Source organism: Desmonostoc vinosum (assembly GCF_059505385.1).
Map to the genome: position 1 here is coordinate 1 of NZ_JCACKM010000182.1, position 12,727 is coordinate 12,727.

Below are 12,727 nucleotides of genomic sequence, written 5' to 3' on the forward strand. Positions count from 1 at the left end.
CTAATGTCCAGTTTCGTCTAGACTTAGGTAGTTTTGGGTAGGTTTTACAGAACGGTTGGGAAACCTTAACACTTTACGCCGGACTCTACCCTCATATGGTAGTTTACCCTTCTTTGTTTCTTTGGATGCCTCTATACGCAACTTACAGAGCGCATTGCATGATTCGCGTCAAGACACGCCCATTCATATATTTGACATGCTTAACTGTTTTTTTCATATTGGGGGGACTGTTTTTTGAACTGACAGGCGATCGCATGTTATTAATCGAGTTCAAACCTGATGCAACGACGACAATTTCTCCACAGCAACTTTCCCAACTTTACATAAAGTGGAACATTCCAAAAACAGAAATCTTTAAAATTCCCCCAGAAATTTTTGATAGTCGTCAGATTTTCGATGTTGCAGGAAATTTGACACTAAAGAAATCAGAATTAGAGCCAGTTATAAAACGTCTTCATACATTAGATAATATTGCGGGATTTCAAGGACTTTTGCGGATTGCTACTTCCTTTGAAGTTTGGCGACACAACCCTCAAGCCTTTTCAATCAGTCGATTGTTTTACGCCTTAAACTTTATTGCCATTATTACTTGCGGTGTTCAGATTCTGGCACTTGTGATGACAATTTGGCTGAAACCAGATTCTATATTTAACAAGAATAAATATTTGATGTATATCGTCATATGTGAGCTAGGTATTCTGTTGTGGCTGCCCTTTCAAAACTATAGCGTAGAGCATACCAAAAGCTTGTTATTTTCACCTGAATTTAAAGGTGCTGTAGCCGGACTAAATGTTCTTCTTTACCCAATTATTTTTATCATATTTCCGGCAACTATTAGCAGCATCAAAAGAAGTGCCACCAAAAAATATCAGCCTATTTTATTGTCATTCTCGTTCGTTAGTTTCACTTTGACGCTTATAGGTAGTTGGTTTGGTGTTTCTCTCATTGATCACTTGTTTGGAATGAATAGCACTAATCCCCTGACTCCCTGGTTTGCAAGTAGCATTTTCTTTGCTGCTTTATTTTTCTTCTTGTTCGTGCGGTTGATTGATCATGGCGTTGGAGACGAGTGAAGATGAAAAGTAAGTTAGTCGGCAAAGAACGGCAAAAAGTAATGTTGATTGTAATCCTTGCATACATCTTGCCCGTTCTACTAATTTATTTAAACTTAATTCCTTTTCAGGCGCGATTTTATCTTCTCGTTTTGGCAGCTGTAGCAATTTTTGCGATCGCTCGACTATATCGATTCTCTCTTGTCGAACTAGGATTTACTAAACAACGTCTGGGAACTGCGCTCAAAGCGATCGCCTTACCAACTTTGGCTTCTGCTTTGCTCATGTTCACCTACTATATGATGCAAGGGCCACGCATCGACAACTCTGCATACAAATGGATTTTTTACCTTTTCTTTGTTGGTGTGTCTTCTCCTGTACAAGAGTTTTTGTATCGCGGTTTTTTATTCAGTATTTTTTCGAGAGTAAAATTGAAAATTTGGTTTAAAATTATACTTTCTGCTATATTATATAGTTCTGTTCATCTCATCTATCGAGACTTACCTACACTTATATCCACATTCATTATTGGTATTTTTTGGGGCTATCACTACGTAAAGTATCGGAATTTATATAGTGTCATAATTAGCCACTCATTACTGGGTGCGATCGCTATTTTCTTTGGACTGGTGTAAGCCTCAAGAAAAATTTTTTGAGTTTTTTGCAGCACGGGAGAACTCCAGTACGTACCTACGTTGTAAAGGATAAATCAAGAGAGCTAGATCATGAAACAAATGATGACTATTGCTGGAGGGGTACTCTTTGCGATCGCAATCATATCTCTAATTGTTGGAGGTGCAAGTTTTGTTCAGATAATTCAATTTCAAAATCAGTTGGACAGTCGAGGTCAAGTTAATAAAACAATTAGTGAAGTGACAGGTTATGAAGAGTTCAACAAGCAAGAATTGAAAGGAAAGCAAGATACAATGGTTAACTCTTTTATAATTGCTGGAATCTTTGGTTCCATTGGTGTCGGTCTTGCAATTGCTGGAAAAAGTAAAGCAGCGCAATAAGAAAGTAGATTTAATTGATATCAAACTCAAAAAAATTAAGTCTTTTGCAGCAAGGGGTGAGTCTAGTTCGTATATAGATTGTGAAAGATACAAGATTACTGCTTATTTGACCCTGTAATTACCAAGGTGAATTACCAAAATGAAAAATCAACTATCGAATAACCCTATGAAATTTATAATTCGGTGATCAACTCTTGCTTTAGTTGCGATCGCGCTTGTTGGTTGCTATGACGAAACTCAACAACAATCTGATTTGAGTCAACAGCGGGATCGGGAAATAAGCGAACGCAACTATCAGCCTCAACCAGAATACTCTCCTGCACCAACTGTTCAACCGATCGCTCCTTTTTACGGGGACTGTCATAGTTACGACTGTCAGAAGTAAAGTATAGCTTTGTGATAATTTGGCAGCCATTGAGTTATATTTATAAATCTTGTCATGGCTGTCAAAATTACTATTACTTATCAACTGGAGACTAACTTTACTTAAATAATTCGTAATTCGTAATTCGTAATTAAGAAATTAAATACTGAAATTTATGTCTAAGCTACCAAAGAGGCTAGCAAGTTTTTCCTTCGTAGGTGGTGCAATCGCACTGTCACTTGTTTCAACTACCCACTGTTATGCTGCAAGCCTCAAAGTGAACGGCTTCAAAGGACGAGGAATTTCCAAACCTATTACGATTCAGTCTACCCAATCAAAAAGTCAAGCGTGTCAAATATCAGCTTTTACAAAAATCAACGGCGAAGTCACTCAGCTACTCCAAGTTCATATTGACTTGACTAGACGCGGTTTATTTGGGCTTGGTGGCACTGTTCACAACATTACATTTTACGGTGCTGGTCAAAAGCAGGAAAAGATTGTCTGTGAATCTAATTGTAGTTTCTAAAAAGTGAAGTTCCAAAAATCAAGGGTGTGTTATTGATAACGTAACGCACCCTATAGATAATATTTATATTTTTAATTATTTAATAATTCAAAATTTAAAAATAAAATAATTGCACTTAAGTTATAGCAATGTAAATTCCTTAATGAGGAATTTGAGAAAAATATTTTCATGCTTTTGAGTTTTTTACAATATGGGTTTAGTCCGCAGCATATAAGGATTAAGCCTGTATTGCGATCGCTATTTTAGTAAGACTAATAAAAAGTTCAAGAAAAATGTCTTTAGGTGTTGCAGTACGGTGTGACTTTAGTACGTATATATATTGTGAATGAGATGAAACCACAAAAAGTGTTGATTAGGAAATAATGAAATGAAGAAATTATTTGCAGGTATGACAGCATTAACTGTATGGATGACTTCTCCAGGTATTGCCAATGCACAGGAATGGACTACATTCGAGCATCAAGATAATAGATATTACCAAGAAACACTAGATTCTCAAGGTTCTACTTACTATAGGTATAAAGTTCCCGCTAATACTTTTGGGGTTTTTACACTCAAAAATAATAGCCGTAGTTCGGATGTTGATATTTATGTATATGACTATTCTGGGACTCTACTAGCTAAAGGAGATAATCAGGGGTCGCAAACAGAGTTAGTTGTCACGACAACTTTTAATGAAGATAGATATGCGTTTATCAAGATAATCAATGCTGGTTCACAAGCATCTCAATATCATTTGTATGCAAATTATGTAAGTCCTAGCAATAAGTTTGCTATTGCTTTTACTGAAACTGCTTTAACATGTAGCCTTGAAAAAGAAAATATCCCTAACCAAACATCTTCTAGAGTAATTACAGGGATTTCTTCAATACTTCAAGGTAATAATTTGGCAGGTGTAACTCAAGACCTTTTAATTAATGAAGTGACCAGTGCAATGAGGAATAACTTCGGTTATGGATGTACAGGAGATTTCATGATCAATTGGGTTGTTTCAATGTTTAAAGGTGTTTACAGGAACTATCTTTAATTATTTTATACCTTAGACCTCTTGCAAAAGTCGGATACTCGCCAGAAAATAAATTTTCTGGCTGATAACTCAAGTCGGTTTCAACCGACTAATAACAGTATTTTTAGTCCGTTTCAACGGACTTTTGCTATTAGGCAGAGACTTGAGTCTCTGACGGTTCAAGTATTTTTGCAAGAAGTCTCTTGTATCTGATACCAATTTACGAAAAATTTGATGCAAATATAGGTTGGGGAGCTACTTACGTGCGGGGGTTCCCCCCGTTGAGTGAAGTGGCGTTTGAGGAACGAAACCCAACGCCAAAAACCTTGGTAATGTTGGGTTTCACTTCGTTCAACCCAATAAACAACAACCCCGATTTCTCAAAGAAGTCGGGGTTCTGAAAACCGCGAATAACCTCCATAAAATTAAACCAAAAATTTTTCACCTATTTATATCGCCCATCATTTACTCACCCAAAACTTCAATTATCTGCTCTGGCAAATTCAAAGGACGTAGGGGTTTAGTAAATATGGCTGCTACATCTAAATCAGTGAAGCTTTCTTCAACTGAAGATTTCACTTTTGCACTCATCAAAATTATAGGAATATGTTGAGTTTTTGGTTCATTTTTTAGTTTTTGTAATGTTGTTCGACCATCCATATCTGGCATCATTAAATCTAACAAAATGACATCAGGTTGTTTAGTTATTGCTATATTAATGGCCTCTGCACCGGAATTAGTACTGAGTATTTCCCAGTCTGTTTTCATTTCTAAACCAAGCTGAATCAATGCTCTAACATCTTCTTCGTCGTCAACTATTAAGATACATTTACTCATGATGGGGGAGTGGGGAGTGGGGAGTAGGGAGTAGGAGGATGAGGGAGATGCACTTCGACTTCGCTCAGTGACCGGGAGAATGACAAGTAACTAATCCTGGGTTTGATATAAATCAGGGAAAATCATTATTTTTTAACCGCTCTGTTTGTTAAGCCTGGTTAGGTGTCTAAAGGGGTGAATGGTTGACCTGGTGACAAATCGCATACGCTAATAACGAATTGCATCACGTCTGGAACCGCTTCTACTACTGTCAATTCAGCTGGAAAATGCGATCGCTTCCGTTCGGGTGTACCTAATGCCTTGGCCTCGCTTGTCCACCCCGACTCAACCCATGTTGGATACGGGACGAAGGTGGCAGTGCCGCGACGAGCTGGGCGACGTCGAGCATTACCAGTGTTGATTGGAGTAACGGCTATTTGCTGAGAGTAAATAGACACCAATTTGGCTGTATCAATGACTAGTACCACCTGTGGACGCGGTTCGCACGCGGCCCGCTGCCGATTCAGCCGATCTGGGTCAAGCCAGAAAAACACGCGGGTGTTGATCAAGGCGTACCACTCAGCTGGCGTCAGGTCAACCAGGCAAGATTCTAGCGCTGCTGGCAGCATCGGTCGTTGATCGCGGATTTGCACCCCGTTGGGAAGTTCGGTGTGTTCCAGCCGCTGTCTTCGCTCTAAACGCTCACGTTCGGCTCCAGTTAGTCCGGCGAGATCTAGAAGCTTGCTGGCACAGAACAATCCGTGATGTTGGATGGACGGCCAGTTGGCGGCTTCTGCCAAATGGTAGACGCGATCGGGTAGTTTCATTGTGATAACTGTTCCCTGTTCCCTCTTAATACATACTCAGCAAGGTAAATTGATATAAAAAGTGCTACCTTGACCTAAAATACTTTCTACCCAGATATTACCGTGATGCTGTTCGATGATACTGCGACAAATAGAAAGTCCTAAACCTGTACCTCCTTTTTTACGAGAATCAGAGGCGTCCACTTGTTGAAAACGCTCAAAGATTAATTGCAGTTTATCAGTAGGTATTCCTCGCCCTTGATCCTGTACTGTAATTTGCAGGTGGTCTGATTGTAAGCTGCTACGTAACCAGATAGTCTTACCAGGTTCAGAAAATTTGATTGCGTTACTTAAAAGGTTTGTTAAGGTTTGCAAAATCCGGTCTGGATCTGCCCATAAATCAATATTAGTTGGCTCAACTATTAAGGTAATTTGTGCTGTTTCTGCCATTTGTTGCATTGCTTCGGCTGCTTGCAGCATCAATTGAGCGGTGTTGCATTTGACTTTTTGCATGGCAATTTTACCCGATTTCATCCGCTCTAAATCGAGGATGTCATTGACTAATCGGATGAGGCGTTCGGTGTTATTGATAGCAATACTAATTACCTGCTGACCTTTTGCGGTTAAAGTTCCTAATTGTTGTGTACCTAACAGGTCTAATGCACCAATAATAGAATTCATTGGGGTACGTAATTCATGACTAACTAGGGAAATAAATTCATCTTCTAAGCGTTTACGTTCGGTTATATCATTAATAATATTTAAAGTGCATTTAACTCCAGCCAGTTCTATTAATTCTATTGATAGTAATACTGTTCTAATTTCGCCTGTTTTGGTACGAAGTTGGCATTCTTGATTATGCAGCGAACCATTTTTTAATAGTAATTGCATAGCTTGAGTATAGTTTCCTGTTACCCATAAATTAAGATCTGCGACAGTTTGATTAATAATTTCTTCTAGAGTGTAACCACTCATCCTCAAGAAACTCTGGTTAATATCTAAAAAGCGTTCTTCTGCTAAGGTGGCGATCGCGATCGGATGAGGACTAGCACGAAAGGCTTTAGCAAATTTCTCCTCAGCGGCGGCTCGTTGGGCTATTTCTTGCTGTAATTGGGTATTTTGTGCTTGGAGTTGGGTTTGCAGGCGTTGGATGGTTAGATGCGTTTGCAAGCGGGCTAAAACTTCTTCTACTTGGAAGGGTTTGGTAATATAGTCTACACCACCAACTTCAAAGGCTTTAACTTTATCGAGTACGTCTCCTAATGCACTGATGAAAATTACGGGGATATCACGGGTGCGATCGTCTGCTTTCAGATGCTGGCAGACTTCAAAACCGTCCATCTCCGGCATTTTCACATCGAGTAAAATCAAGTCAGGAGGGGCGGCTTGAGCGCCTCGTAAGCCGGTTGAAGCTTTGGTGACACTGCGAACTTTATAACCCTTTTCCTTGAGCATCTGGGAAAGGAGTGCTAAGTTTTCTGGGGTATCATCGATCGCTAGAATATCTGCTTTAAATATATTACTGATATCTTCAGGCATATTCGCTACCCCTAGTCAGATCAATAATGGCATCGAAATCATAGTTATGAGTCAAATTTGTTAGTTGTCTAGCTAAGGCTGTGTATTCGCAGGGAATCTGTTTGATGAGCCGCAAAATACAGTCAGCATCTACTTCAATTGCTGCTTGATGTAAAGCTGCAATCCATTCTGTTGCCATAATTTCTAAGTCTTTGCTAGTCAAAGATTGTGATTGAGACACTGCTAATGTCGGCGAATTAGCTTGAGGTGATTGTCTGTCGGCAGAGTCTTGGATTTGAGTCGGATTTACTAAACTAACTGGCATATCAAAGGAAAAAGTACTACCTTGTCCGACAACACTAGATAGCTGCAATTTTCCTCCCATTAATTGTACAAATTCACAGCTGATTGCTAACCCTAAACCTGTGCCACTTCTAGCTTCATTAGCTCGATAAGTTTGTACAAAAGGTTGGAAAAGCTGGCCCATTTCTTCTGGAGCAATACCTCTACCTGTATCTTCAACTTGAAAATATAAAATGAGTGATGAGTTTTGCTCTGTTGTCAAAAAATGCTGATTAACTTTTAAATTTATGCTGCCACAGTCAGTAAATTTAATGGCATTACTTAAAAGGTTACAAAGAACTTGATGTAGTTTATCAGCATCCCCAAAAATATATTGAGGCAAGTCAGAAGCTAAGTTAAATAGCAGTTCTAAATGTTTTGCCGTTGCTTGCGGTTGAAATATTTTTTTGAGTTGATGCAATAAGAGATGCAAGTCAAAAGGTGCTGGATTTAATATTGTTCGCCCTGCTTCGAGTTTAGACATCGCTAGGATATCGTTAATTAGATAAAGTAAGCGTTTACCACTACGGTTAATAATAGATGGAAACTCTTTTTGTTTAGCACTGAAAGCTGAATCTTGTTCCATTAATTGGGAAAAACCCAAAATAGCGTTGAGTGGTGTACGTAATTCGTGGCTCATATTTGCCAAGAAAACGCTTTTGGCCCGGTTAGCGGCTTCGGCTTTATTTTTAGCTTTTTGTAAATCTGCTTCTGTCCAAAAACGATTAATTCCTAAAGCGATCGCATTCGCATTTGATGCTAAAGTTTGCACAGTGACTTCGCTTAGTTGTTGATGGGCAAAAACTGCTATTACTCCTACTAAATCTTCTTCAACTATTAAGGGATAGCCAGCAAAAGCTACTATCCTTTCTTGTTGAATCCAGTTGCTATCGCTTACCCAAGTTTCGCTAATCACCGAATTTGTAAAATCAGGTTGCCGTTGTTCTGCAATGGTATTAATTCTTGACTGACTGAAAACAATAAAGTTATCTGTACTACTAGATTGAGACCTTTGAATACTAATTTGTAGTTCTAATGTTTGCTCAGTTTTGTTAACAGTCCAAATACCTGCAAAAGCAACATCAAGGTGACTATAGAGCGCAGATGTACACAAGCCCAGCATCTCATATAAACTTTTACCTTGAGTGAGGGCTATACCAACTTTTGCTGTTAACTCTGCTAAATTAACTCGTTCAACTAATGCTGCTTCTATCCGCAAACGTTCTTGAATTTCTTGCTCAAGGAGGGTTCGCTGTTGCTTTTCTTGTTCTAAAAGTTTGGCTTGCGCTAAAGCAATACCTACTTGTGTGGCGACTGCTTCTAATAATTCTAGTTCTGCGGCTGTCCATTGACGATGGCGATCGCATTGATGTAATACAATAACTCCGTTGGCTACTCCACAATTGGATGTCCTCACTGCCAACATTGATTTGATCTCTAATTGCTCGCAAAGATATTTAAATGGCGCAATCAACGGATGAATATAGACATCAGGGATACTAACAGCTGCTTCTTGTAGCAAAACTTGCTCAATAAAAGGATTACTATCAACGGGAATTTCTGTCTCTATTTTAAATGTATAGTTTGATACTTTATACTCTGCTACCAAAGGTAACTGCTGCGGAGTAGCAATATAGCTGTGGATATAACAACGACTAACGTCAAATATTTTACCTACTTGGTCAACTGTAGTTTGAAAGATTTCCTGTGCGTCTAATCGATTACGAATTTTTTGCGTAATTTTACGTAGTAAATTGGCTCTATTCACTTGATCTTCTAAAGCTTTTTCTGTCAGTTTACGTTCTAGTTCTGCACCAGCTCGTGCTGCAAAAATCTTTAATATTAACTCTTCAGTAGCAGTATTTTCTGATAGTGGTTTCGTATCTAAAGCTGCTATGAATCCAAGAATTGTTCCCCGTTGATCCTTGAGTGGGATACCAATATAACTTTCAGCACCGAAATCTATTAAATATTGGTCTTTAGGAAATAAACCTTGTACTGAATGACAATATCTACGCATCTCTCCATTCAGCAGTTGCCCGCAGGGGGTAGGGGCTAATTCATACTCAAAATTATCACCAAAATCTTCTCCAGTCCAAAAAGCTAGCGTATGTACTTTATCTTGAACTTCAGAAGAAAATTCTGCAATTAAGACATAACGAACTTGGAGAATTTCGGCTAAAGAACGAACACAAGCGTTAAAGAACTCATCACCAATTTGTGTAGTTGTACCTTCAACAATTAAACGCAGCGCTGCTTCCCGTCGCTTGTATTCTGTAATATCTCGAAAGTACCAAACTCGGCCAAAATGGACTGGGGACTGGGGACTGGGGACTGGGGACTGGGGACTAGGGACTGGGGAAGAATTCTTGTAGTTCCAATCTCCAATTCCTAATCCCCAATCTCCAATTCCCGATTCCCAATTCCCCACAATTGGACAAGAATAGCGGTCAAAAACTCGTCCATCTCGAAAATAAATTTCTTCTCGACTAACTTCTTGTGGGTGTTCATAAAGATAGTTAACTCTCTCTAAAAATGCTTCTGATTGAGCTAATTGAGAGATGATATATGCCAATAAATTAGGTGAATCAGCTTCAAGAATTAGCTCATTGGGTATTTGCCATAGTTCGCAAAAACGCTGATTATAGGAAACAATTTGACGATTTTCATCAACGATCAAAATTCCTTCGATCGCAGCTTCTTGTTGCGCTCTCAAAAGGGCGTTGTTACGGCTGAGTATTGCCCACAATTGGTGTTCTCGACCGACTTGATCGTTGTTCATTTTGTTAAGAATTAAACATATAAACTAAGTTATTTAGCCCTTTGACTTCGCTCAGGGTTCAAGCTGAGCGGAGTCTTAGCTATAATATTGGCAGTTTGATAAAGAGATTGGATTGTTAATCCTTCTTTGGGGTATTCTGCAATTGTCCAATCACACGAGACTTGAAATCTACTGTTATCTGGTGCAGTAAATATTTGCTGACGTAAAATAGTCAGGATTTCTGAAAGGCGATCGCCTGCCTCTGTTTTGTTCAAACCAGGCAATCCAATGATAAACTCACCATTACCCCAATATCCCAGTACCTCACCACCACGAAACACCGATTGCAACAGCCGACCCCACCGTTGTAATATTTGACTACCAACAGTATGCCCGTATTGGATATTAAATTGCTGTAGTTGAACTACTTGCAAAATTGCCAAACAAACCGGACTACCATTGGTTTCAGATTCATGTAGTAGGTTTTCTAAATCACTAGTAGATTGGTGATAATTACTGATACCAGTCTGCGAATCTTTAGTAGAAAAAGCTCTTAAAAGACGGTTCCGTTCTAAACGATTGGTGATTCTAGTTAATAATTCCGGGCCGATGACTGGCTTAGTAATATAGTCATCAGCCCCAGCTGCGAATACTTGTTGAATCGTTTCTTTATCACTACGTGCAGTTAAAAACAAAATCGGTAATTCTTGCCAAGAGGGGGCTGTACGCACCGCCTGACACAGTTCAATTCCTCCTATTTGTGGCATTTCCACATCTAAAATTAACAAATCGGGATGCTCAGATTGCAGTACCTCCCAAAAATGCTGGGGATTTTGCAGTCCTGTCATCCGTATACCCCACGGTTCTAGCAAAGGACGCAAGGCGGATAAGAACATCGGATCATCATCTACCACCAATACCCTCACCGCTAAGGAACGGTTGCGACGTAGTAATTGACACACAATAGTCCAAATCTGCCCAGCCCCGAAAGGCTTCACCAAAAAACCTGCTCCCCCAGCACGCGCTACTGTTACCCGGTTTGCCAAATGATCGGCAGCGGAAAGCACCAATACAGGTACGGAGGGAGTACGTGCTGCTAAATCCGCAATTAGTGTTAAACTTTCCTGCCACTGAGAATCTGGATCTATACTTAGCACAACTAAATCTGGGAGGTGGTTTTGTAACCATTCAGCAGCTGATTTTAAATCTTTTACCTGATACCAACTTGTGCCGGCTGACTGGGCTAATTGTTGTAACTCTGCACCTATTTTTTGGTCAGAATCTATTAATAATAATCGAGCTTCAATTTGTAATTCTGTATCTGTACTTGATAGAGCTAAGAGATTATTTAACTCTCCTACTAAAGATGGTAATTGGTTGTAAGCGAAGGTACCTTCTGCTGATAACAATTGCTCAATTTCTCGTGCTAGTTTTGTTCCTGCTTCCCGCTCAAACATTCCCAAAACTCCCGCCAATTTATGAGCCTCATGCCCTGCGGATTTTCGTAATTCTGGCGATAAGGTTTGAGTTTGTACCGCTGCTACGGCTGATTGTAGCACTGCCAACCTATTAGCCATCAAATGTTGGTACTGCTGCCACATTTCATTAACAGATCCTTGGTACTTTTGTTCAACGAAGTGAGTGCTTTGTGATTGGGGATTGAGACGATATCCTAAACCATAAACATTTTCGATCCAGCCTTCTACACCTGCTTTTTTTAACTTCTGTCGCAGTCCTTTAATATGTGCTTTCACACTTTCTTCTAAGGGTGGTTCGTCATCAAAATTCCACAAATGATCGATAATTTGGGTACGTGTAAAAACTCGTGAAGGATTACGTAAAAATAACTCTAATAAATTGTATTCTTTCGGTGTTAATTTGACAGGTTTTTCTTGATAGCTAACCTCACAGCTACCGGGGTTTAAACTTAACTCCCCCACCTGCAACACCGCAGTCGGTGCTACCTCTTTGCGCCGCGATAAAGCGCGAATTCTCGCTTGGAGTTCTCCTAAATCTAGAGGCTTACTCAAATAGTCATCAGCACCAGCATCTAACCCCCGAATTCGGTCTGCGATCGCATCTTTCGCAGTCATCAGTAAAATAGGAGTAGAATAACCGCCAGAACGCAACCGCTGACATAAACTAATCCCATCTAATAGCGGCAATCCCACATCCATTAAAATTAATTCATAATTGCCACTTTGAGCATATTCCCATCCTGTTTGTCCATCATTGACAGCATCAACAATATAGTGTTGATGAGTGAGAGACTTCAGCAACACATCCACCAAAACTTTATCATCTTCAAGTAATAGAATTCGCATATAAGGAGTGGGGAGTGGGGAGTGGGGAGTGGGGAGTGGGGAATTTTTTTAATTTATAGTTCCTAACTCGTTATCTTTTCTATCAAACAATCGGGAAGAAATCGGGAAGACTGACAATTACTTATAATTTTTGGTTTTTATGTATTTTAATTACGAATTACGTTAGCGCAGCGTAAAGCCTGCGGCATAGCTTCGCTTA

Annotated in this window: 12 protein-coding genes; 6 read left to right on the plus strand and 6 right to left on the minus strand. The window is 39.5% G+C overall.

The genetic code is table 11. From position 1 onward, the window contains the following. The first annotated feature begins 191 nt into the window (after positions 1-191). The 3 genes from AC5JMF_RS23360 (at position 192) to AC5JMF_RS23370 (ending at position 2,065) form a co-directional block, all read left to right on the plus strand. Entirely contained in the window at positions 192-1,073 is an 882-nt protein-coding gene (locus AC5JMF_RS23360) for a hypothetical protein (RefSeq protein ID WP_495798092.1), read from the plus strand. 2 nt (positions 1,074-1,075) lie between these two features. Beyond that, the gene (locus AC5JMF_RS23365; protein ID WP_495798093.1) at positions 1,076-1,687 is read left to right on the plus strand and encodes a CPBP family intramembrane glutamic endopeptidase; all 612 of its coding nucleotides are present in this window, start codon (positions 1,076-1,078) and stop codon (positions 1,685-1,687) included. 90 nt (positions 1,688-1,777) lie between these two features. Then, on the plus strand, positions 1,778-2,065 hold the full coding sequence (locus tag AC5JMF_RS23370) for a hypothetical protein (RefSeq protein WP_495798094.1): 288 nt from the start codon (positions 1,778-1,780) through the stop codon (positions 2,063-2,065). 173 nt (positions 2,066-2,238) lie between these two features. On the opposite strand, the gene AC5JMF_RS23375 is transcribed toward AC5JMF_RS23370, so the two are convergent. Further along, positions 2,239-2,391 (minus strand): hypothetical protein, encoded by a 153-nt coding sequence (locus AC5JMF_RS23375; RefSeq protein WP_495798095.1) that lies wholly within the window; start codon positions 2,389-2,391, stop codon positions 2,239-2,241. A 213-nt stretch (positions 2,392-2,604) separates the two neighbouring features. On the opposite strand from AC5JMF_RS23375, the gene AC5JMF_RS23380 reads away from it, so the two are divergent. The 3 genes from AC5JMF_RS23380 (at position 2,605) to AC5JMF_RS23390 (ending at position 4,174) form a co-directional block, all read left to right on the plus strand. Continuing rightward, the gene (locus AC5JMF_RS23380; protein ID WP_495798096.1) at positions 2,605-2,955 is read left to right on the plus strand and encodes a hypothetical protein; all 351 of its coding nucleotides are present in this window, start codon (positions 2,605-2,607) and stop codon (positions 2,953-2,955) included. A 367-nt stretch (positions 2,956-3,322) separates the two neighbouring features. After that, positions 3,323-3,982 carry a hypothetical protein gene (locus AC5JMF_RS23385; RefSeq protein ID WP_495798097.1) on the plus strand — a complete coding sequence of 220 codons (660 nt, stop codon included), beginning with the start codon at positions 3,323-3,325 and terminating at the stop codon, positions 3,980-3,982. A gap of 21 nt (positions 3,983-4,003) precedes the next feature. After that, complete coding sequence (locus tag AC5JMF_RS23390; protein ID WP_495798098.1) at positions 4,004-4,174, plus strand: hypothetical protein; 171 nt, start codon at positions 4,004-4,006, stop codon at positions 4,172-4,174. Between the two features lie 252 nt (positions 4,175-4,426). On the opposite strand, the gene AC5JMF_RS23395 is transcribed toward AC5JMF_RS23390, so the two are convergent. The 5 genes from AC5JMF_RS23395 to AC5JMF_RS23415 all read right to left on the minus strand — a co-directional run bounded on the left by AC5JMF_RS23395 (position 4,427) and on the right by AC5JMF_RS23415 (position 12,528). Next, positions 4,427-4,798 (minus strand): response regulator, encoded by a 372-nt coding sequence (locus tag AC5JMF_RS23395; protein WP_495798099.1) that lies wholly within the window; start codon positions 4,796-4,798, stop codon positions 4,427-4,429. A 158-nt stretch (positions 4,799-4,956) separates the two neighbouring features. Further along, the gene (locus AC5JMF_RS23400; protein ID WP_495798100.1) at positions 4,957-5,604 is read right to left on the minus strand and encodes a DUF7002 family protein; all 648 of its coding nucleotides are present in this window, start codon (positions 5,602-5,604) and stop codon (positions 4,957-4,959) included. A gap of 36 nt (positions 5,605-5,640) precedes the next feature. After that, the gene (locus AC5JMF_RS23405) at positions 5,641-7,122 is read right to left on the minus strand and encodes an ATP-binding response regulator (RefSeq protein WP_495798101.1); all 1,482 of its coding nucleotides are present in this window, start codon (positions 7,120-7,122) and stop codon (positions 5,641-5,643) included. Beyond that, the gene (locus AC5JMF_RS23410; protein WP_495798102.1) at positions 7,115-10,225 is read right to left on the minus strand and encodes a GAF domain-containing protein; all 3,111 of its coding nucleotides are present in this window, start codon (positions 10,223-10,225) and stop codon (positions 7,115-7,117) included. The genes AC5JMF_RS23405 and AC5JMF_RS23410 overlap by 8 nt, the downstream gene beginning before the upstream one ends. A 29-nt stretch (positions 10,226-10,254) precedes the next feature. Continuing rightward, the gene (locus AC5JMF_RS23415) at positions 10,255-12,528 is read right to left on the minus strand and encodes a response regulator (RefSeq protein ID WP_495798103.1); all 2,274 of its coding nucleotides are present in this window, start codon (positions 12,526-12,528) and stop codon (positions 10,255-10,257) included. Between the last annotated feature and the right edge of the window lie 199 nt (positions 12,529-12,727).